Raw genomic sequence first — 20877 nt, 5'->3', positions numbered from 1 at the left:
CCACAGGTACGGCACACAATTCAGATTATGTGGTGCACCTGTGGGAGCCGGCTTGCCGGCGATAGGGCCGGCGCAGGCAAAACTCAAAGCTCGCTGACGAAGGTCCCGGTGCCATCGAGGATATTGCGCAGGGTCAGCTCGACCTCTCCCAGGTCAGTCCCCGCCGATGTCAGCACGATCTCCAGCGCTTCATCACCCTTCAGCGCATCGCGATCCCCAGCCGCCACCTCGATCAGCAACCGCTGGGCACTCAAGGTCACCTTCAACCCATCCAGTGTCGAAGGCTCGTCGTCCAGGGTCAGGTCGACGGTGTCCTCGTCCGGATAACGGGTCAGCAGGAACATCTGGCCCTTGTCGCTGTGGCAGCACAAGGTCGCCATGTTGTCTTCCTCGTCGTCGCAGGGGGTGGCGAAGAGCAGGGCGGTATTGATTTGCATGGCGGGCTCGGATCAAGGAAATGAAAGGGAATTCTGACAGTGTTGTCGGCATCCATAAACGTAAAGTTACCCCCCCTTGACCGAAATTGTCGCAGCGCTGCAAGCGGCAATGACCGATCAGTCGTTAAGCTTCGGCGAGCCCTGAACTTTACGTCCGGCTTGCCACGGGTTGGCTATCGTTGATCCGTAAACGTCGGACGCACGCGACGCTTCAACTATTACAAAGCCCAAGCGGAGTACCACAGATGGCGTTCTTCACCGCAGCCAGCAAAGCCGACTTCCAGCATCAACTGCAGGCGGCCCTGGCGCAGCACATCAGCGAACAGTCACTGCCACAAGTGGCGCTGTTCGCCGAGCAGTTCTTCGGCATCATCTCTCTGGACGAACTTACCCAGCGCAGGCTGTCGGACCTTGCCGGCTGCACCTTGTCTGCCTGGAGCATCATCGAGCGTTTCGACCCCGAGCAGCCGCAGGTGCGGGTGTACAACCCCGACTACGAGCGCAACGGTTGGCAATCGACCCATACCGTGGTCGAGGTACTGCACCATGACCTGCCATTTCTGGTCGACTCGGTACGCACCGAGCTCAACCGCCGCGGCTACAGCATCCACACCCTGCAGACCACCGTACTGAGCGTGCGCCGCGGGGCCAAGGGCGAGCTGCTCGAACTGCTGCCCAAGGGCACCCAGGGCGAGGGTGTGCGCCACGAGTCGCTGATGTATCTGGAGATCGACCGCTGCTCCAACGCCGCCGAACTGAACGTGCTGACCCGCGAGATCGAGCAGGTGCTGGCCGAAGTGCGCGTGGCCGTGGCCGATTTCGAGCCGATGAAAGCCAAGCTGCGGGAAGTTGTGGCGCTGGTGGAGCAAACCCCGTTTGCCCCGGTTCAACATGAGAAGGGCGAGGTGAAGGCGTTCCTCGAATGGTTGCTGGACAACCATTTCACCTTCCTCGGCTATGAAGAATTCACCGTGCAGGCCGGTTCTGCCGGCGGCCAGATGCTCTACGACGAGCACTCCTTCCTGGGTCTGCCGCGTCGCCTGCGCGTAGGCCTGACGCCCGAAGAGCTGCGTATCGAAGACTACGCCGTGGCCTATCTGGCCGAGCCGCTGCTGCTGTCGTTCGCCAAGGCCGCATTGCCCAGCCGCGTGCACCGCCCGGCCTACCCGGACTACGTGTCGATCCGCCAGCTGGACGCCGACGGCAAGGTCGTCAAGGAGCACCGCTTCATGGGCCTGTACACCTCTTCGGTGTACGGCGAGAGCGTGCATTCCATCCCTTACATCCGCGTGAAGGTGGCCGAAGTCGAGCGCCGTTCGGGCTTCGACCCGAAAGCCCACCTGGGCAAGGAGCTGGCCCAGGTACTCGAAGTGCTGCCGCGCGACGACCTGTTCCAGACCCCGATCGACGAGCTGTTCAGCACCGTGATGTCGATCGTGCAGATCCAGGAACGCAACAAGATCCGCGTGTTCCTGCGCAAGGACCCCTACGGGCGCTTCTGCTACTGCCTGGCCTACGTGCCGCGGGAAATCTACTCCACCGAGGTGCGCCAGAAGATCCAGCAGGTGCTGATGGAGCGCCTGAAGGCCAGTGACTGCGAGTTCTGGACCTTCTTCTCCGAGTCGGTGCTGGCGCGCGTGCAGCTGATCTTGCGGGTCGATCCGAAGAACCGCATCGACATCGACCCCCAGCAGCTGGAAAACGAAGTGATCCAGGCGTGCCGCTCGTGGCATGACGACTATTCGGCGCTGGTGATCGAAAACTTCGGCGAGGCCCAGGGCACCAACATCCTCGGCGACTTCCCCAAAGGCTTCCCGGCCGGCTACCGCGAGCGCTTTGCCGCGCATTCGGCGGTCGTCGACCTGCAGCACGTGCTGGCACTGTCCGAGAGCAAGCCGCTGGCGATGAGCTTCTACCAGCCGCTGACGCGCGTGGGCGAACGCCTGCTGCACTGCAAGCTGTACCACGCCGATACTCCGCTGGCGCTGTCGGACGTGCTGCCGATCCTCGAAAACCTTGGCCTGCGTGTGCTCGGCGAGTTCCCCTACCGCCTGCGCCACGCCAGCGGTCGCGAGTACTGGATCCACGACTTCGCGTTCACCTACAGCGAAGGCCTGAGCCTGGACATCCAGCAGCTCAACGACATTCTTCAGGACGCCTTCATCCATATCGTCCAGGGCGACGCCGAGAACGACGCCTTCAACCGCCTGGTGCTCACCGCCGGGCTGCCGTGGCGTGACGTGGCGCTGCTGCGTGCCTATGCCCGCTACCTCAAGCAGATCCGCCTGGGCTTCGACCTGGGCTACATCGCCAGCACCCTGAACAACCACACCGACATCGCCCGCGAGCTGACCCGGTTGTTCAAGACCCGCTTCTACCTGGCGCGCAAGCTCACCAATGAAGACCTGGACGACAAGCAGCTGCGCCTGGAGCAGGCGATCCTCACCGCCCTGGACGATGTCCAGGTGCTCAACGAAGACCGCATCCTGCGTCGCTACCTGGACCTGATCAAGGCCACCCTGCGTACCAACTTCTACCAGCCTGATGCCAACGGCCACAACAAGTCGTACTTCAGCTTCAAGTTCAACCCCAAGCTGATCCCCGAGCTGCCCAAGCCGGTGCCGAAGTTTGAAATCTTCGTCTACTCGCCACGGGTCGAGGGCGTGCACCTGCGCTTTGGCAACGTTGCCCGTGGCGGCCTGCGCTGGTCGGACCGCGAAGAGGACTTCCGTACCGAAGTGCTGGGCCTGGTGAAAGCCCAGCAGGTGAAGAACTCGGTGATCGTGCCGGTCGGCGCCAAGGGCGGCTTCCTGCCGCGGCGCCTGCCGCTGGGCGGCACGCGTGACGAAATCGCCGCCGAAGGCGTGGCCTGCTACCGCATCTTCATCTCGGGCCTGCTCGATATCACCGACAACCTCAAGGAAGGGGGCGTGGTACCGCCGGCCAACGTGGTGCGTCACGATGACGATGACCCGTACCTGGTGGTGGCGGCCGACAAAGGCACCGCGACCTTCTCCGATATCGCCAACGGCATCGCCATCGACTACGGCTTCTGGCTCGGCGATGCGTTCGCTTCGGGCGGTTCGGCCGGTTATGACCACAAGAAGATGGGCATCACCGCCCGTGGGGCCTGGGTTGGCGTACAACGCCACTTCCGCGAGCGCGGCATCAACGTGCAGCAGGACCCGATCACCGTGATCGGTGTCGGCGACATGGCCGGCGACGTGTTCGGCAACGGCTTGTTGATGTCGGAAAAACTGCAGCTTGTGGCGGCGTTCAACCACCTGCACATCTTCATCGACCCCAACCCGGACCCTGCCACCAGCTTCGTCGAGCGCAAGCGCCTGTTCGACCTGCCGCGCTCGGCCTGGAGCGACTACGACACCAGCATCATGTCCGAAGGCGGCGGGATCTTCCCGCGCAGTGCCAAGAGCATTGCCATCAGCCCGCAGATGAAGGAACGCTTCGCCATCGAGGCCGATCGCCTGACCCCGACCGAGCTGCTGCACGCACTGCTCAAGGCGCCGGTGGACCTGCTGTGGAACGGCGGCATCGGCACCTACGTGAAAGCCAGCAGCGAAAGCCACGCCGATGTCGGCGACAAGGCCAACGACGCGCTGCGGGTCAACGGCAACGAGTTGCGCTGCAAAGTGGTGGGCGAGGGCGGCAACCTCGGCATGACCCAGCTGGGCCGTGTCGAGTTCGGCCTGAACGGCGGCGCCACCAACACCGACTTCATCGACAACGCCGGCGGCGTGGACTGCTCCGACCACGAGGTCAACATCAAGATCCTGCTCAATGAAGTGGTGCAGGGCGGCGACATGACCGAGAAGCAGCGCAACCAGCTGCTGGGCAGCATGACCGATGAAGTGGCCGGCCTGGTGCTGGGCAACAACTACAAGCAGACCCAGGCCCTGTCGCTGGCGGCGCGCCGCGCCCGCGAGCGGATCGCCGAGTACAAGCGCCTGATGGCTGATCTTGAAGGCCGCGGCAAGCTGGACCGGCCCATCGAGTTCCTGCCGTCCGAGGAGCAGCTGGCCGAGCGTATGGCCGCAGGTCACGGCCTGACCCGTGCCGAGCTGTCGGTACTGATTTCGTACAGCAAGATCGACCTCAAGGAGCAATTGCTCAAGTCGCTGGTGCCGGACGACGACTACCTGACCCGCGACATGGAAACCGCCTTCCCGCCGTCGCTGGTCAGCAAGTTCGCCGAGGCCATGCGCCGCCACCGCCTGAAGCGCGAAATCGTCAGCACCCAGATCGCCAACGACCTGGTCAACAACATGGGCATCACCTTCGTCCAGCGCCTGAAGGAGTCGACCGGCATGAGCCCGGCCAACGTCGCCGGTGCCTATGTGATCGTGCGCGACATCTTCCACCTGCCGCATTGGTTCCGCCAGATCGAGGCGCTGGACTACCAGGTGCCAGCGGAAGTCCAGCTGACCCTGATGGACGAGCTGATGCGCCTGGGCCGTCGTGCCACCCGCTGGTTCCTGCGCAGCCGACGCAACGAGCAGGATGCCGGGCGCGACACCGCGCACTTCGGGCCGAAAATCGCCCAGCTCGGGCTCAAGCTCGACGAACTGCTGGAAGGCCCGACCCGCGAACGCTGGATGGTGCGCTACCAGGGCTTCGTCGATGCCGGTGTGCCGGAATTGCTGGCGCGCATGGTCGCCGGTACCAGCCATCTGTACACGCTGCTGCCGATCATCGAGGCGGCCGATGTCACTGGGCATGAGCCGGCCCAGGTGGCCAAGGCGTTCTTCGCTGTGGGCAGTGCCCTGGACCTGACCTGGTACCTGCAGGAAATCAGTAACCTTTCGGTGGAGAACAACTGGCAGGCCCTGGCCCGCGAGTCGTTCCGCGACGACATCGACCTGCAGCAGCGGGCTATCACCATCTCCGTGCTGCAAATGGCCGATGCGCCGCAGGACATGGACGCCCGGGTGGCGCTGTGGGCCGAGCAGCACCGGGTGATGGTCGAGCGCTGGCGCGCCATGCTCGACGACCTGCGTAATGCGACCGGTACCGACTATGCGATGTATGCGGTGGCCAACCGCGAGCTGGTCGACCTGGCGATGAGCGGGCAGGCGGCGGTAGTGCCGTCCTGAGCGGTCAGCTGAAATGAAAAAGCCCCGGCAGTGATGCCGGGGCTTTTTTTGTGTGTTTCGGCCCTATCGCCGCGGTTCGTCGCCACGACAAGCCGGCTCCCATAGGTGCTCCACAACTTTTGAAACCGGTGGTGACCCTGTGGGAGCCGGCTTGCCGGCGATAGGGCCTGTACAGGTTTACTTGAATCTACGCTCCACCCCTTTCTCCACGAGAATCTTCGCCGAAATCTCCTCCACCGAAAAATGCGTGGAGTTGATGTTGGGAATGTTCTCCCGACGGAACAGGTTCTCCACCTCGCGCACCTCGAACTCGCACTGGGCAAAGCTCGAATAGCGGCTGTTGGGCTTGCGTTCGTGGCGGATGGCAGTCAGGCGGTCCGGGTCGATGGTCAGGCCGAACAGCTTGTTCTGGTGCTTTCTGAGCACGGGCGGCAACTGCAAGCGCTCCATGTCGTCTTCGGTCAGCGGGTAGTTGGCGGCGCGGATACCGAACTGCATGGCCATGTACAGGCAAGTGGGGGTCTTGCCGCAGCGCGACACACCCACCAGGATCAAATCGGCCTTGTCGTAGTAATGAGTGCGCGCGCCATCGTCGTTGTCGAGGGCGAAATTCACCGCCTCGATACGCTCCATGTAGTTGGAATTACCGCCGATCGAGTGCGATTTTCCGACGGAATACGACGAATGGGCGGTCAATTCCTGCTCAAGCGGGGATAAAAACGTCGAAAAGATGTCGATCATGAAGCCGTTCGACGTGGCCAGGATCTCGCGGATGTCCTGGTTGACGATGGTGTCGAAGATGATCGGGCGCATGCCATCGCGCTCGGCAGCTGCGTTGATTTGCTGCACCATGGTCCGCGCCTTGTCAGGCGTATCGATGTACGGACGCGTGAATTTGTTGAACGGAATGCTTTCAAATTGCGCAAGCAGGCTTTGGCCCAGGGTTTCGGCGGTGATGCCGGTGCCATCGGAGATGAAGAACGCGGTTCGTTTCATTTGCGATCTGGGCCTTAAGCTGATGACGATTCTTGGATATGATAAGTTCGGTTTGCCGAACGCGGCTGTCGGCATTCTCACTTATTTTCCAGGTACAGGCCACAAGCGTCCCGGCCAAGTCAACGCAGACAGGCGGGCGCCCTTGAGCTTTTCCAATACAGTTAGTGGAGAGATCACCTTGGTAGAGTACGTAGTTTCCCTCGAAAAGCTCGGCGTCCATGATGTAGAGCATGTGGGGGGCAAGAACGCATCCCTGGGCGAGATGATCAGCAACCTTGCAGGTGCTGGCGTTTCGGTGCCGGGCGGCTTTGCCACTACGGCTCAGGCGTACCGCGACTTCCTCGAACAGAGTGGCCTGAACGATCGCATCCACGCCGCGCTCGATGCGCTGGACGTGGACGACATCAACGCCCTGACCAAGACTGGCGCGCAGATCCGTCAGTGGGTCATGGAGGCCGAGTTCCCGGCTCGTCTGGATGCACAGATCCGCACGGCCTTCGCCGAAATGGCCGCCGGCAACGACAACATGGCCGTGGCCGTGCGTTCCTCGGCCACTGCCGAAGACCTGCCGGACGCCTCGTTCGCCGGCCAGCAGGAAACCTTCCTCAACATCCGTGGCGTCGACAACGTGATCCGCGCGGCCAAGGAAGTGTTCGCCTCGCTGTTCAACGACCGTGCCATCGCCTACCGCGTGCACCAGGGCTTCGACCACAAGCTGGTGGCCCTGTCGGCTGGCGTGCAGCGCATGGTCCGCTCGGAAACCGGCACCGCCGGCGTGATGTTCACCCTCGACACCGAGTCGGGCTTCCGCGACGTGGTGTTCATCACCGGCGCCTATGGCCTGGGCGAAACCGTGGTGCAGGGTGCGGTCAACCCTGACGAATTCTATGTCCACAAGCAGACCCTGCAGGCCGGCCGCCCGGCCATCCTGCGCCGCAACCTGGGCAGCAAGGCGATCAAGATGGTCTATGGCGACGAAGCCAAGGCCGGCCGTTCGGTCAAGACCGTCGAAGTCGACCGTGCCGAGCGCGCACGTTTCTGCCTGAGCGACGAGGAAGTCAACGAGCTGGCCAAGCAGGCCATGATCATCGAGCAGCACTACCAGCGCCCGATGGACATCGAGTGGGCCAAGGACGGTGACGACGGCAAGCTGTACATCGTTCAGGCTCGCCCTGAGACAGTGAAGAGCCGTTCCAGCGCCAACGTCATGGAACGCTACCTGCTCAAAGAGAAGGGCACCGTACTGGTCGAAGGCCGTGCCATCGGCCAGCGCATCGGCGCCGGCAAGGTTCGCGTGATCAACGACGTGTCCGAGATGGACAAGGTGCAGCCGGGCGACGTGCTGGTTTCCGACATGACCGACCCTGACTGGGAACCGGTGATGAAGCGCGCCAGCGCCATCGTCACCAACCGTGGTGGTCGTACTTGCCACGCGGCGATCATTGCCCGTGAACTGGGTATTCCGGCCGTGGTCGGTTGCGGCAATGCCACCCAGATCCTCAAGGACGGTCAGGGCGTCACCGTGTCCTGCGCCGAAGGCGACACCGGTTTCATCTTCGAAGGCGAGCTGGGCTTCGACGTCAAGCAGAACTCGGTCGATGCCATGCCGGATCTGCCGTTCAAGATCATGATGAACGTCGGCAACCCGGACCGCGCCTTCGACTTCGCCCAGCTGCCCAACGCCGGTGTCGGCCTGGCGCGCCTGGAGTTCATCATCAACCGCATGATCGGTGTGCATCCCAAGGCGCTGCTGAACTACGCCGGCCTGCCTGCCGACCTGAAAGAAAGCGTCGACAAGCGCATCGCCGGCTACAACGACCCGGTCGGTTTCTACGTCGAGAAGCTGGTCGAAGGCATCAGCACCCTGGCTGCGGCCTTCTACCCGAAAAAGGTCATCGTGCGCCTGTCGGACTTCAAGTCCAACGAATACGCCAACCTGATCGGCGGCAAACTGTACGAGCCGGAAGAAGAAAACCCGATGCTGGGCTTCCGCGGCGCCTCGCGTTACATCAGCGAATCGTTCCGTGACTGCTTCGAGCTCGAGTGCCGTGCACTCAAGCGCGTGCGCAACGAAATGGGCCTGACCAACGTCGAGATCATGGTGCCGTTCGTGCGCACCTTGGGCGAAGCCAGCCAGGTCATCGACCTGCTCGCTGAAAACGGCCTGGCCCGTGGCGACAACGGCCTGCGCGTGATCATGATGTGCGAGCTGCCGTCCAACGCCATCCTGGCCGAAGAGTTCCTCGAGTACTTCGATGGTTTCTCCATCGGCTCCAACGACCTGACCCAGCTGACCCTGGGCCTTGACCGCGATTCGGGGATCATCGCCCACCTGTTCGACGAGCGTAACCCGGCCGTGAAGAAGCTGCTGGCCAACGCCATTGCCGCGTGCAACAAGGCCGGCAAGTACATCGGCATCTGCGGCCAGGGCCCATCGGACCACCCGGACCTGGCCAAGTGGCTGATGGAACAGGGCATCGAAAGCGTGTCGCTGAACCCGGACTCGGTGCTCGAGACCTGGTTCTTCCTGGCTGAGGGTCAGGGCGCAGCCTGATGCGGTGAAATGCGGGGGCGTGCCCCCGCCTGGTTTATCCAGGGCGAGTTCCAGCGATGGATCCCGCCCTTTTTTGTGCACCAAGCAACCTATGCAAAGCAGCAGCACTCTATTTCCCGTCGCCTTGCTCAGTGCCGAGCGTCGCGGCGACCTCAGCGAAGACGTGTACCGGATCAAGGCCGGCAACAGCCCTGACCCCAGCGTCGAAATCGCGGTGACCCGTCTGGGCCTGGCCGACCAGGGCCGTGCCCAGGGCGTGCCGGTCATTCTCCTGCATGGCAGTTTTTCCAACCGGCGTTTCTGGTATTCGCCCAAGGGCATCGGCCTGGGCGCCCACCTGGCGCGAGCCGGATTCGATGTGTGGATCCCGGAGATGCGTGGCCATGGTTTGTCGCCGCGCAATCGCAACTGGAAGCACAATCGGGTGGCCGACTATGCCCGTGACGACCTGCCGCTGATCGCGGCCTTCGTCCAGGAACAAGCCGGCCAGGCGCCGCACTGGGTTGGCCATTCGTTAGGTGGGATTACCCTGGCGGCGGCGCTCGGTGGCGGTTTCCTGCGCGCCGAACAGGTCGCCAGCGCTGCGTTTTTCGGCACCCAGATCAGTCGGGTCTATTGGCCGCTGAAGGTGCCGCCGTTGACCTGGGGGGCGAAGCTGGTGCTCAAGCGCTGGGGGCAGATTTCCGGGCCACGCTTCAAGCGCGGGCCTGAGGATGAACCTGTCGGCCTGGCCTTGGAGAGCATGCGCTGGCATGGCCTGTTCGGCCGCTTCGGTGACAAGGACAATGACTGGTGGGCCGGGCTGGCCGATGTGGATGTGCCGGTACTGGCCGTGGCCGGAGCAGGCGATTTCCAGGATCCGGTCTGGGCCTGTCGCAAGCTGTTCGATCAAATCGGTGGCGAGCGCAAGCAGTTCCTCAGGCTGGGGCGTGAGGAGGGCTTCGAGGCCTTCGGGCATGTCGACATGCTGGTGAGCAAGGCTGCGCAAGCGCAGGTGTGGCCGTTGGTGGAGCGCTGGTTGCGTGGGCCGTTGAAGCCTGTGCATGCGTCGACGAGGGTTGCCGAGCCTGTGCCCGCCAACTGATTTTCTGTTGCCTGCTCTGCCCCTATCGCCGGCAAGCCGGCTCCCACAGGTACACCACTGACCTTCAGAACGCCTGTGGGAGCCGGCTTGCCGGCGATAGGGCCAGAGCAGGTCGCTCATAACTGACTGCCCAGTCCTGGATGACTGCAACAGCCTCGCCGGTGTAGCCTTGGCCTACACCCGCTTTCGTTGTGACTGACAGGAGCTTCCCATGCAGCATTACGTAACGCCCGACCTGTGTGACGCCTACCCAGACCTGGTCCAGGTGCTGGAACCGATGTTCAGCAATTTCGGTGGCCGCGATTCGTTCGGCGGCCAGATCGTCACCATCAAGTGCTTCGAAGACAACTCGCTGGTCAAGGAACAGGTCGAACTGGACGGCAAGGGCAAGGTCCTGGTGGTCGACGGCGGTGGTTCGCTCCGCCGTGCCCTGCTCGGTGACATGCTCGCCGAAAAGGCTGCCAAGAGCGGTTGGGAAGGTTTGGTGATCTACGGCTGCGTACGTGATGTGGACGTACTGATCCAGACCGACGTGGGCGTGCAGGCCTTGGCCAGTCACCCGATGAAGACCGACAAGCGTGGCATCGGCGACCTCAACGTGGCCGTGACCTTCGCGGGCGTGACCTTCCGCCCGGGCGAATACGTGTATGCCGACAACAACGGTGTGATCGTCTCGCCAAACCCGCTGAAAATGCCGGAGTGATGCGCCCCGCGCGCTGATGGAGCTTTGATGTTCGAGGAAGACAACGCGCAGTGGGGGCTGGTACATGCCCTGGTGCTCGATGGTAAAGGCGGCGCGCGCTCGATCGCTCGGACCGAGCTGGACGACCTGCACCTGCAGCCACAGGAGAGCCTGTGGCTGCACTGGGATCGCAGCCATCCACAGACCCGCACCTGGCTGCTGCATGACAGTGGCCTGAGCGAGTTCGCCTGCGACCTGCTGCTCGAAGAAAACACCCGGCCACGCCTGCTGCCGTTGGCGGCCGAGCAGTTGCTGGTGTTCTTGCGCGGGGTCAACCTCAACCCGGGCGCCGAGCCCGAAGACATGGTGTCGGTACGCATCTTCGCCGAGGCGCAGCGGGTCATTTCGCTGCGCCTGAGGCCGTTGCGCGCCAGTGACGAAGTGCTCCAGCAACTGGACGAGGGCAGGGGGCCGAAATCGGCGTCGGAGCTGTTGCTGTTGATGGGCGAATTGCTCACCGAGAAAGTCCAGGGACTGGTCAGCGACTTGTCCGAGCTGGTCGACCTGGAAGAGGAAAAGGTCGAGTCCGACGAACGGTACACCCCCGAGCAAGGCAGCCTGCAGCAGATCCGCCGACGCGCCGCCGGTCTGCGGCGTTTTCTGGCGCCGCAGCGGGAGATCTATGCGCAGCTCTCGCGCAGCAAGTGGAGCTGGTTCGCCGAGGCCGACGCCGACTACTGGAACGAATTGAACAACAGCCTGATTCGCTACCTAGAAGAGCTCGAACTGACCCGTGAGCGAGCCGCGCTGGTGCTGGAGAGCGAGGATCGCCGGCGCAGCGAGCGAATGAACCGGACCATGTACCGCTTCGGCATCATCACGTGCATCTTCTTGCCCATGAGCTTTATCACCGGGTTGCTGGGGATCAATGTGGGCGGCATTCCGGGGGCCGAGAATCCCTATGGCTTCCTGTTTGCCTGCGTCGTCGTGCTCGCAATGGCGGTGGGGCAGTGGTGGCTGTTCCGACGCTTGCGGTGGGTCTAGTTTTGCAGGGGCCTCATCGCCGGCAAGCCGACTCCCACAGGTATCCCACACCTCTCAAGGCTTGTGGTGTCCCTGTGGGAGCCGGCTTGCCGGCGATGAGGTCCATGCGATGTGTGACCCATCGCCCGGCGCTCTCGTCTCTGACTGATACTGCGCGAGGTGCCCATGCACGATCCGTTTGAAGAATCCCTGCGTGACCTGCTCAAGGCGTCGCCCTCCGGTGAAGACCGTGACGATGCCGCGTGCCTGGGTCGCGTGCTCAAGACCGCCAACCGCCAGGTTGGCGCAGGTGATCTGTTCAGCCTGCTTGGCCGCTGGAGCCAGGCACTGCTGATCGCCGTGAACAATGGCTCGGCGCATGTTGCGCCTGTACGTCGTAACGCTGCCGCTGGCAGCAAAGCTGATAAGGCCGATTGAATATGGAACTCGATCTCTGGACCCAGAGCCTGGTCACTGCGATGACCGCACTATGGACCAAGGTAGCGAACTTCATCCCCAACCTGTTCGGCGCGCTGGTGGTGGTGCTGCTCGGTTTCGTGGTGGCCAAGCTGCTCGATACGCTGCTGTCGAAATTGCTCGCCAAGTTCGGCCTGGACCGCCTGATGGCCGGTACCGGGTTGACCAAGATGCTGGCCCGCGCCGGCATCCAGGTGCCGATCTCGACCCTGATCGGCAAGATCGTCTACTGGTTCGTGTTGCTGATTTTCCTGGTTTCTGCCGCGGAATCGCTTGGCCTGGAGCGGGTCTCGGCGACCCTCGACATGCTTGCCCTGTACCTGCCCAAGGTATTCGGTGCCGCGTTGGTGCTGCTGGCCGGCGTACTGCTGGCGCAGGTTGCCAACGGGCTGGTGCGCGGTGCCGCCGAAGGCATCGGCCTTGAATATTCGGCAGGTCTTGGGCGCATCACCCAAGGCCTGGTGATCATCATCAGCATCTCGGTGGCCATCAGCCAGCTTGAGGTCAAGACCGACCTTTTGAACCACGTAATCGTCATTGGATTGATTACCGTTGGTCTGGCCGTTGCCCTGGCGATGGGCCTCGGCAGCCGGGAAATTGCCGGGCAGATTCTGGCCGGGATCTACGTTCGCGAACTTTACCAGGTCGGCCAGCAGGTGCGGATTGGAGAGGTCGAAGGGCAAATCGAGGAAATCGGTACGGTGAAGACGACGCTGTTGACCGATGATGGCGAATTGGTGTCTCTTGCCAACCGTGTGTTGCTTGAGCAGCGTGTCAATAGCCGCTAACCGCACAAAAGCTGTTAATGTATGCCGCCGCGAAAATGGGTCCACGGGGCCCTGCGGCGACATTGACCTGACTGTCGGCCAGATCCGTTTTGAATAAAGTTCATTCGCCGCCTATGCGTTATGACCCCCGCGAGCTCACCGACGAGGAGTTGGTGTCGCGTTCGCATGAGGAGCTGTATCACGTTACCCGCGCCTATGAGGAACTCATGCGGCGCTACCAGCGGACCCTGTTCAACGTCTGTGCGCGTTACTTGGGGAACGACCGGGATGCTGACGATGTCTGTCAGGAAGTGATGCTGAAGGTGCTGTACGGGCTGAAGAACTTCGAGGGTAAGTCCAAGTTCAAGACCTGGCTCTACAGCATCACCTACAACGAGTGCATTACCCAATACCGCAAGGAGCGTCGTAAACGCCGGTTGATGGATGCCCTGAGTCTTGACCCTGTTGAAGAGGCGTCTGAAGACAAGGCACCGAAACCGGAAGAAAAGGGCGGGTTGGACAAATGGCTGGTGCATGTGAACCCGATTGACCGTGAAATTCTGGTGCTTCGATTTGTCGCAGAGCTGGAATTTCAGGAAATCGCCGATATCATGCACATGGGCTTGAGCGCTACGAAAATGCGCTACAAGCGCGCGCTAGACAAGCTTAGAGAGAAATTTTCAGGCCTTGATGAAACTTAGTCACTTGTAAATATCTCTAACCTACCGGCGAGTTCTGCTAGACTTGCCGTCGAGTTGTCCCCCGGATGTTGGTGGGACTGCTTAACTATCACCAGATGGGGATTTAACGGATGAAATTGAAAAACACCTTGGGCTTGGCCATTGGCTCGCTCGTAGCCGCTACTTCGTTTGGCGTTCTGGCTCAAGGCCAAGGCGCTGTCGAAATCGAAGGCAACGTTACCAAGCAGTACTACGACAGCGAGCGTAACTTCAAGAACGACGGCACCAATCCTGGTGTTCGCCTCGGTTACTTCCTGACTGACGACGTTTCCCTGGACCTGGGCTACAACGAGACTCACAACGCTCGTGGCGAAGTCTTCAACAAAGACATCAAAGGTTCCAAAGCCAAGCTCGACGCTACCTACCACCTCGGTACCGTAGGCGATGCAGTGCGTCCGTACGTCTCCGCTGGTTTCGCTCACGAGAGCCTGGGCCAGGCCACTCGTAGCGGCCGCGACCACTCCACCTTCGCCAACGTTGGCGCTGGCGCCAAGTGGTACATCACCGACATGTTCTTCGCCCGTGCTGGCGTTGAAGCCATGTACAACATCGACAACGGCAACACCGAGTGGGGCCCGTCCGTTGGTGTCGGTCTGAACTTCGGTGGCAGCGGTGGCAAAGTTGCTGCTGCTCCGGCTCCAGTTGCTGAAGTCTGCTCCGACAGCGACAACGATGGCGTGTGCGACAACGTCGACAAGTGCCCAGACACCCCGGCCAACGTTACCGTTGACGCCGATGGCTGCCCGGCTGTTGCCGAAGTCGTTCGCGTTGAGCTGGACGTCAAGTTCGACTTCGACAAGTCGGTCGTCAAGCCTAACAGCTACGGCGACATCAAGAACCTGGCTGACTTCATGAAGCAGTACCCACAAACCACCACCGTGGTTGAAGGTCACACTGACTCCGTCGGCCCAGACGCTTACAACCAGAAGCTGTCCGAGCGTCGTGCCAATGCTGTCAAGCAGGTTCTGACCCAGCAGTACGGCGTGGAATCCACCCGTGTTGACTCGGTTGGCTACGGCGAAACCCGTCCGGTTGCCGACAACGCCACCGAAGAAGGCCGTGCTGTCAACCGTCGCGTTGAAGCTCAGGTAGAAGCCCAGTCCAAGTAATTGGTCTGAAGCTTCAATGAAAAACCCGGCCTCGGCCGGGTTTTTCTTTGCCTGCGATTTAGTGCACCTGCTCGGGCCCTATCGCCGGCAAGCCGGCTCCCACAGGTATCCCACACCTCTCAAGGCTTGTGGTGTCCCTGTGGGAGCCGGCTTGCCGGCGATAGGGCCCGAGCAGCCGAAGCATTATCCGGCAGCAGCCATCCCCTCAAGCCCCCTCAGCTCCCCAGCTACCACCTCGCCAATCACCAGAATCGCCGGGCTGCGCAATCCAAACGCCCGTGCATCCTCCAGCATCGCTCGCACATCGCTCCTGCATTCGCGCAGCGCTTGCAGCGACGCATTTTCGATCATCGCCACCGGTGTCCCCGGCGCCATGCCGCCCTCCAGCAGCCCTTGGCGGATCTGCGCCAACCGCGCCACGCCCATGTACACCACCAACGTGGTCCCGCCCTGGGCCAACGCGGCCCAGTTCAGCTCGCTGTCATCCTGCGTGTGCGCGGTGACCAGTGTCACCCCGCGGCTGACTCCACGTGAGGTCAGCGAGATGCCGCACTGGGTCGCCCCAGCCAGGCCGGCGGTGATGCCGTTGACCACCTCCACCTCGATGCCATGCCCCTGTAGCCACGCCGCCTCTTCACCGCCACGGCCGAAGATGCAGGGGTCCCCACCCTTGAGCCGCACTACGCAGCGCCCCTGCCGCGCATGGCGCAGCATCAGGCGCTGGATGAAGGCCTGGGGCGTGGAACGGCAGCCACCACGCTTGCCCACGGCAATCACCTGGGCTTGGGGGCAGTGCTCCAGTACTGCGGGGTTGACCAGGTCGTCGATCATCACCACCTGCGCCTGCAGCAAGGCGCGCACGGCCTTCAGGGTCAGCAATTCAGGATCACCGGGGCCCGCACCGACCAGCCAGACTTTCGCGTTCATCAGGATTTTCCTCATCGGCATGGGCTGTTCAGCCCTTGAGCAGGCTGAACAGCAGAATCAGGTTGAGTAACAGAGACAACAGGGCCAAGGTGCGCCAGACCTTGAGCGGCTCACGTTCGAGCAGCGGTCGAGGGTGGCTGGCAGGCGCCTGGCGGTCGCCGCGTTCGAGCAACAGCAACCATTGCTCGGCGGTTTCGAAGCGCTGTGCGGGGTCGGCTGCCACGGCTTGTTGCAGATTGTGTTGAAGCCACTCCGGCAGGTCGGGCCGGTAGCGCGAGGCATTCACCGGCTGGCCAAAGCGAGGGCGCTGGAATGCTTCGACTTCACCGTAGGGGTAATGCCCTGTCAGTAGCTGATAGAGCGTTACACCCGCCGCATAGAGGTCTTGTCGGGGGCTTGGCGACTGGCCTTCGAAGGCTTCTGGCGCAAGATACGAGGGCGTGCCGGGCAGCGTGTGCAGTGTCTCGGTGGACAGCCCCGGGCAGTACGCCAGGCCGAAGTCCAGCAGGCGCAACTGACCGTCTTCGCCCAGGTGCAGATTCTCCGGCTTGATGTCGCGGTGCAGCAGGTTGCGGCGGTGCAGCACACCGACGGCCTGCAGCAGTTGGCGCGCCACCTCCAGCCATTGGGCCAGAGGCAGTGGGCCGTGTTCGCTGAGCTGGGCGGCGAGGGTGTGCCCGCTGTGTTCACGCATGACGTAGTAAAGGTGCTGGCGCTGGTTGGCCGCATGCAGCTCGGGGAAGTGGCGACCGGCGACCCGCCGCAGGAACCATTCTTCGAGCAACAAGGCTTGGGCCGCACCCGGCTCATGCTCACGTTCTGCGGGCAAAGTCTTCAGCAGCCACGGCTGGCCTTGGCTGTCGCGGACCCGGTAAAGGAGCGACTGGCGGCTGTGTGACAGGCGCGTGTCGACCTGCCAGCCATCCAGCGCCTGGCCCTCGCGCAGCGGGCCGGGCAGTGGCCACTGCTGCAGCTGCACCAAGGTGTCGCCCAGGTTGGCCGGGCCCAATTGCTCGACCCGCAACAACAAGGCGCTGGCATTGTCCTGGCTGCCATTGAGGTGGGCGCTGGCAACCAGAGTGTCGGCAGCCCGCTGCAGGTCGGGCTGATCACGCAGCACGGCCTGGATGTGCGGGTCGCCCAGGCTGGCCCAGACGCCATCGCTGAGCAGCAGGTAGCACTCGCCCGCCTGCAGCTCGCCGTCCAGGTAATCGACCAGCAGGTGCTGGTCCAGTCCCAGCGCGCGTTTGAGCACGTGCTGCATGCCGGGCTGGTCCCACACATGGTCCTCGCTCAGGCACTGCAGACGGTCGTTGTGCCAGCGGTAAACGCGGCAGTCACCGACATGCGCCAGGGTGAAGCGGCGCCCACGCAGCACCAGGGCGCTGAGGGTGGTCAGCAGCGGCTGGCTGCCCTGGGCGCGCAGCCAGCGATTCTGGGCCAGCAACAGGCGATCCAGGGCTTGCGCCACGCCCCAGGTGGCAGGTGTGGCGTAGTAGTCCATGGCCAGCGCCTGCAGGCTGGCGCGGGCTGCCAGGCCGCCGTCGGCGCACTGGCTGACGCCGTCGGCGAGGGCGAACAGGTAGCCTTTGCTGGCGGCAAGTTCCGGCGCCGGCGTCACCAGGCGCAGGGCATCCTGGTTCTCCTCGCGCGGGCCGGTGGCGCTGGCTTGGGCGAAACTCAGCTGCAGGCTCATCGACGTGCCTCAGACCCGTGCCGCGGTAACCGCTGCCGAGCCCCAGGTGGTGCGCCAGCGCTGCTTGACCCCGTGCAACCCGAACCAGGCCAGCAGGCCGAGGCTGGCGAACAACCACAGACCCATCTGATAGTCACCGGTATGTTGCTTGATGGTGCCAAGGCCCGCCGCGAGCAGGAAACCACCGATGCCACCGGCCATACCAATCAACCCGGTCATCACCCCGATTTCCTGGCGAAAGCGCTGCGGCACCAGTTGGAACACCGCGCCGTTACCGGCGCCCAGGCCGAGCATGGCGCTGACGAACAGGGCCAGGGCAGCGGCGGCGCTCGGCAAGTTGAAACCGACGGCGGCGATGCAGATGGCCGCTACGCTGTACATCCCCAGCAGGGTGCGGATACCGCCAAAGCGGTCGGCCAGAGCGCCGCCGAGCGGGCGCATCAGGCTGCCGGCGAAGACGCAGGCGGCGGTGTAGTAGCCGGCGGTGATCGGGCTCAGGCCGTACTGATCGCTGAAGTAGCCGGGCAGGGCGCTGGCCAGGCCGATGAAGCCGCCAAAGGTGACGCTGTAGAAGAACATGAACCACCAGCTGTCCCGGTCTCCCAGGGCCTTGAGGTAATCGGCCATGGCTTTGGGTTTGGGCCGCTGCGGGGCATTGCGCGCGAGCAGGGCGAACAGCATCAGGGTCAGCAGCAGCGGGATCACGGCAAAGCCGAACACGTTGTTCCAGCCGAACGCTGCGGCCAGCACCGGGGCTAGCAGGGCCGCGAAGACGGTGCCGGAGTTGCCCGCGCCGGCGATGCCCATGGCTTTGCCTTGGTGCTGAGGCGGATACCATTGCGAGGCGAGCGGCAGGGACACGGCAAACGAAGCGCCGGCGATGCCCAGGAAGACGCCAAGCAGCAGCGCTTGCTCATAACTGTGCACGCCCAGGTACCAGGCGCCGGCCAGCGCAACGATGACGATTACCTGGCCGATCAGCCCGGCTGTCTTGGGTGAAAGCCGGTCCACCAGCAGACCCATGACAAAGCGCAGCACGGCACCCGCGAGAATCGGCGTGGCCACCATCAAGCCGCGTTGTTGAGTGCTGAGCTGCAGGTCGGTGGCAATCTGCACCGCCAGGGGGCCAAGCAGGTACCAGACCATGAAGCTCAGGTCGAAATACAGGAACGCGGCGAACAGCGTGGGCACATGCCCGGATTTCCAGAAGCTGGTACTCATCGAACACCTCACTCGGCAATGCAACGGAAACAAAAAGACGCCGCTACCCGGTCCACTGGCGTGGAGGGGAGAGCGACGTCTTTGTCGGGATTACGAGGGGCAACCGCCGTTGGCTACCGATGGATTATCTTCAGCAAGAGATGGGCCAACTCATCGATCTGCACTGGCTCTTGTGGGAGTCGGCTTGCCGGCGATAGGGCCTGCAGCCCCTAGCCCAGCATCTCGTGCATGGCAATGATCTGTTCGGCCACCTGGATCAGCTTCTGCTGCCGGCTCATGGCCTGGCGACGCATCAGGGTGTAGGCCTGTTCTTCGTTGCAATCCTTCATTTTCATCAGCAAACCCTTGGCCTGTTCGATGCGCTTGCGCTCGGCCATTTGCTGGTCGCGCGCCAGTAGCTGGGCCTTGAGGGCCTGGTCGCTCTCGAAGCGGGCCATGGCGACATCGAGGATCGGCTGCAGCCTGGCGGCGTGAATGCCTTCGACGATGTACGCGCTGACGCCTGCCTGGATCGCCTGGCGCATCACCCCCGGGTCATGCTCGTCGGTAAACAGCACGATGGGCCGTGGCTGGTCGCGACTGACCATCACCACTTGTTCCATCACATCGCGGTCGGGTGACTCGGTATCGATCAGCACCACGTCCGGCCGCACCGTTTCGACGCAGGCGGGCAGGTCGATGGTCAGGTCTGGCGCTTCGATCACTTCGAAGCCGGCTTCGCTCAATGCCGCCTTGAGGCGGCCGATCTTCTTCTGGGTATCGTCGATCAGCAAGATGCGCAGCATGGTGATGGCCCTCATAAACCGACGCGGGTGCAGGCCGCATCGCCCAGGGCATGCAGGCGAAAGCTGCGGGCATAGCCGTGCGGGTCGCTGCCGTCCCAGCGGCTGCCGTCGATCAGCAGGCTGCTGCGCATGGGCTTGGCTTGGCAGGGCACGCCGAGCGCTTCGGCGGCGTCGCGGTACAGCGCCAGTTGCTGGACCTCGCGGGCCACGCCGAGGTAGTCGGGGTCTTCGCGCAGCAAGCCCCAGCGGCGGAACTGGGTCATGAACCACATGCCGTCCGACAGGTAGGGCAGGTTGGCGCGGCCCTGGTCGAACAGGTGCAGGGGGTGTGTGTCCTGCCACTGGTTGCCGAGGCCGTCCTGGTAGGTGCCGAGCAAACGCGGTTCGATGTTTTCCACGGGGGTATCCAGGTAAGCGCGGCCACCAAGCAGCTGCGCGGTGCTGCGGCGGTTCTCCTGGCTCTGCTCGATGAAGCGGCTGGCGGCGAGGACAGCCTTGACCAGTGCCCGGGCGCTGTTGGGGTACTGTTCGACGAATGTGCGGGCACAGGCCAGCACCTTCTCTGGGTGATCGGGCCAGATCGACTGGCTGGTGGCCAGGGTGAATCCCTGGCCCTGCGCCACCGCCGCGGCGGCCCAGGGTTCGCCGACGCAGAAACCGTCGATGCGGCCGGCCTGGATGTGCGCTGCCATCTGGGCGGGTGGCACCACCACGCTGTCGACATCGTGCAAGGGGTGAATGCCCTGGCTGGCCAGCCAGTAGTACAACCACATGGCATGGGTGCCGGTGGGGAAGGTCTGGGCGAAGGTCAGGCGTGCGCCATGCTGGTGCACCAGGCGTGCCAGTGCCTCAGGGCTGGTCACGCCTTTGCGCTGCAGGGCCGGGGACAGGTTGAGTGCCTGGGCATTCTGGTTCAGGCCCATGAGCACGGCCATGTCGTTGGTCGGTACGCCGCCGATGCCCAGGTGCACCGCGTAGACCAGGCCGTACAGGCAATGGGCGGCATCCAGTTCGCCACTGGCCAGCTTGTCGCGCAAGCCAGCCCATGAGCCCTGGCGCTTGAGGTTCAAGGTCAGGCCGTGTTGCTGGGCGAAGCCTTGGGTAGCGGCAACCACCACCGATGCGCAGTCGGTCAGGGCCATGAAGCCGATGTCGAGGCTGGGTTTCTCCGGCGTGTCGCTGCCGTTGACCCATGCCAGGGCTGATGTATTCACGAAGATCCTCGCCTGTACTGAATAGGCAGTGTGCAGGCGATGTTGCAACGCATG

Annotated in this window: 16 protein-coding genes; 9 read left to right on the top strand and 7 right to left on the bottom strand. The window is 63.1% G+C overall.

Annotated features, from left to right (window positions below; genetic code table 11):
- Positions 1-83 precede the first annotated feature (83 nt).
- Positions 84-437, bottom strand: coding sequence for a hypothetical protein (locus tag ACIPZB_RS24760; protein ID WP_400643144.1), 354 nt, complete (start codon positions 435-437; stop codon positions 84-86).
- A gap of 245 nt (positions 438-682) precedes the next feature.
- On the opposite strand from ACIPZB_RS24760, the gene ACIPZB_RS24755 reads away from it, so the two are divergent.
- Positions 683-5548: an NAD-glutamate dehydrogenase gene (locus tag ACIPZB_RS24755; RefSeq protein WP_400643143.1), complete on the top strand. Its 4866-nt coding sequence runs from the start codon at positions 683-685 to the stop codon at positions 5546-5548.
- Between the two features lie 177 nt (positions 5549-5725).
- On the opposite strand, the gene ACIPZB_RS24750 is transcribed toward ACIPZB_RS24755, so the two are convergent.
- Positions 5726-6544 carry a pyruvate, water dikinase regulatory protein gene (locus tag ACIPZB_RS24750; protein ID WP_008100827.1) on the bottom strand — a complete coding sequence of 273 codons (819 nt, stop codon included), beginning with the start codon at positions 6542-6544 and terminating at the stop codon, positions 5726-5728.
- 178 nt (positions 6545-6722) lie between these two features.
- Here ACIPZB_RS24750 and ppsA point away from each other — a divergent pair, with 178 nt between their 5' ends.
- The 8 genes from ppsA (at position 6723) to ACIPZB_RS24710 (ending at position 14980) form a co-directional block, all read left to right on the top strand.
- On the top strand, positions 6723-9098 hold the full coding sequence (gene ppsA / locus ACIPZB_RS24745) for a phosphoenolpyruvate synthase (RefSeq protein WP_400643142.1): 2376 nt from the start codon (positions 6723-6725) through the stop codon (positions 9096-9098).
- A 91-nt stretch (positions 9099-9189) separates the two neighbouring features.
- A complete protein-coding gene (locus ACIPZB_RS24740) occupies positions 9190-10182 on the top strand; it encodes an alpha/beta fold hydrolase (RefSeq protein WP_400643141.1) in 993 nt (330 codons plus the stop codon).
- 211 nt (positions 10183-10393) lie between these two features.
- Positions 10394-10885 (top strand): ribonuclease E activity regulator RraA, encoded by a 492-nt coding sequence (rraA, locus tag ACIPZB_RS24735; RefSeq protein WP_400643140.1) that lies wholly within the window; start codon positions 10394-10396, stop codon positions 10883-10885.
- A gap of 27 nt (positions 10886-10912) precedes the next feature.
- Complete coding sequence (locus tag ACIPZB_RS24730) at positions 10913-11908, top strand: zinc transporter ZntB (protein ID WP_400643139.1); 996 nt, start codon at positions 10913-10915, stop codon at positions 11906-11908.
- A 165-nt stretch (positions 11909-12073) separates the two neighbouring features.
- Positions 12074-12325 carry a CrfX protein gene (locus ACIPZB_RS24725; protein ID WP_317659016.1) on the top strand — a complete coding sequence of 84 codons (252 nt, stop codon included), beginning with the start codon at positions 12074-12076 and terminating at the stop codon, positions 12323-12325.
- A 2-nt stretch (positions 12326-12327) separates the two neighbouring features.
- Complete coding sequence (locus ACIPZB_RS24720) at positions 12328-13152, top strand: mechanosensitive ion channel domain-containing protein (RefSeq protein WP_400643138.1); 825 nt, start codon at positions 12328-12330, stop codon at positions 13150-13152.
- Positions 13153-13265: 113 nt separating this feature from the next.
- Positions 13266-13832: an RNA polymerase sigma factor SigX gene (sigX, locus tag ACIPZB_RS24715; protein WP_008090893.1), complete on the top strand. Its 567-nt coding sequence runs from the start codon at positions 13266-13268 to the stop codon at positions 13830-13832.
- A gap of 110 nt (positions 13833-13942) precedes the next feature.
- A complete protein-coding gene (locus ACIPZB_RS24710) occupies positions 13943-14980 on the top strand; it encodes an OmpA family protein (protein ID WP_400643137.1) in 1038 nt (345 codons plus the stop codon).
- 183 nt (positions 14981-15163) lie between these two features.
- On the opposite strand, the gene cobA is transcribed toward ACIPZB_RS24710, so the two are convergent.
- The 5 genes from cobA to ACIPZB_RS24685 form a co-directional block, all read right to left on the bottom strand.
- Positions 15164-15907 (bottom strand): uroporphyrinogen-III C-methyltransferase, encoded by a 744-nt coding sequence (gene cobA, locus ACIPZB_RS24705; RefSeq protein WP_400643136.1) that lies wholly within the window; start codon positions 15905-15907, stop codon positions 15164-15166.
- A 28-nt stretch (positions 15908-15935) separates the two neighbouring features.
- Positions 15936-17603 carry a protein kinase gene (locus ACIPZB_RS24700; protein WP_400643135.1) on the bottom strand — a complete coding sequence of 556 codons (1668 nt, stop codon included), beginning with the start codon at positions 17601-17603 and terminating at the stop codon, positions 15936-15938.
- Between the two features lie 9 nt (positions 17604-17612).
- Positions 17613-18824, bottom strand: coding sequence for a nitrate/nitrite transporter (locus ACIPZB_RS24695; RefSeq protein ID WP_400643134.1), 1212 nt, complete (start codon positions 18822-18824; stop codon positions 17613-17615).
- 209 nt (positions 18825-19033) lie between these two features.
- Positions 19034-19609 carry an ANTAR domain-containing response regulator gene (locus tag ACIPZB_RS24690; RefSeq protein WP_400643133.1) on the bottom strand — a complete coding sequence of 192 codons (576 nt, stop codon included), beginning with the start codon at positions 19607-19609 and terminating at the stop codon, positions 19034-19036.
- 11 nt (positions 19610-19620) lie between these two features.
- Positions 19621-20823, bottom strand: a complete 1203-nt coding sequence (locus ACIPZB_RS24685) for a CmpA/NrtA family ABC transporter substrate-binding protein (protein ID WP_400643132.1) — start codon at positions 20821-20823, stop codon at positions 19621-19623.
- Between the last annotated feature and the right edge of the window lie 54 nt (positions 20824-20877).

Source organism: Pseudomonas sp. NPDC089396, from assembly GCF_044749545.1.
Classification (GTDB): domain Bacteria; phylum Pseudomonadota; class Gammaproteobacteria; order Pseudomonadales; family Pseudomonadaceae; genus Aquipseudomonas.
This window is presented reverse-complemented; position numbering and strand designations above follow the sequence as displayed.

Coding starts and splice junctions, on each gene's coding strand:
- ACIPZB_RS24760 (WP_400643144.1), bottom strand. CDS start 437: ATGCAAATCAATACCGCCCTGCTCTTCGCCACCCCCTGCGACGACGAG.
- ACIPZB_RS24755 (WP_400643143.1), top strand. CDS start 683: ATGGCGTTCTTCACCGCAGCCAGCAAAGCCGACTTCCAGCATCAACTG.
- ACIPZB_RS24750 (WP_008100827.1), bottom strand. CDS start 6,544: ATGAAACGAACCGCGTTCTTCATCTCCGATGGCACCGGCATCACCGCC.
- ACIPZB_RS24740 (WP_400643141.1), top strand. CDS start 9,190: ATGCAAAGCAGCAGCACTCTATTTCCCGTCGCCTTGCTCAGTGCCGAG.
- rraA (WP_400643140.1), top strand. CDS start 10,394: ATGCAGCATTACGTAACGCCCGACCTGTGTGACGCCTACCCAGACCTG.
- ACIPZB_RS24730 (WP_400643139.1), top strand. CDS start 10,913: ATGTTCGAGGAAGACAACGCGCAGTGGGGGCTGGTACATGCCCTGGTG.
- ACIPZB_RS24725 (WP_317659016.1), top strand. CDS start 12,074: ATGCACGATCCGTTTGAAGAATCCCTGCGTGACCTGCTCAAGGCGTCG.
- ACIPZB_RS24720 (WP_400643138.1), top strand. CDS start 12,328: ATGGAACTCGATCTCTGGACCCAGAGCCTGGTCACTGCGATGACCGCA.
- sigX (WP_008090893.1), top strand. CDS start 13,266: ATGCGTTATGACCCCCGCGAGCTCACCGACGAGGAGTTGGTGTCGCGT.
- ACIPZB_RS24710 (WP_400643137.1), top strand. CDS start 13,943: ATGAAATTGAAAAACACCTTGGGCTTGGCCATTGGCTCGCTCGTAGCC.
- cobA (WP_400643136.1), bottom strand. CDS start 15,907: ATGAACGCGAAAGTCTGGCTGGTCGGTGCGGGCCCCGGTGATCCTGAA.
- ACIPZB_RS24700 (WP_400643135.1), bottom strand. CDS start 17,603: ATGAGCCTGCAGCTGAGTTTCGCCCAAGCCAGCGCCACCGGCCCGCGC.
- ACIPZB_RS24695 (WP_400643134.1), bottom strand. CDS start 18,824: ATGAGTACCAGCTTCTGGAAATCCGGGCATGTGCCCACGCTGTTCGCC.
- ACIPZB_RS24690 (WP_400643133.1), bottom strand. CDS start 19,609: ATGCTGCGCATCTTGCTGATCGACGATACCCAGAAGAAGATCGGCCGC.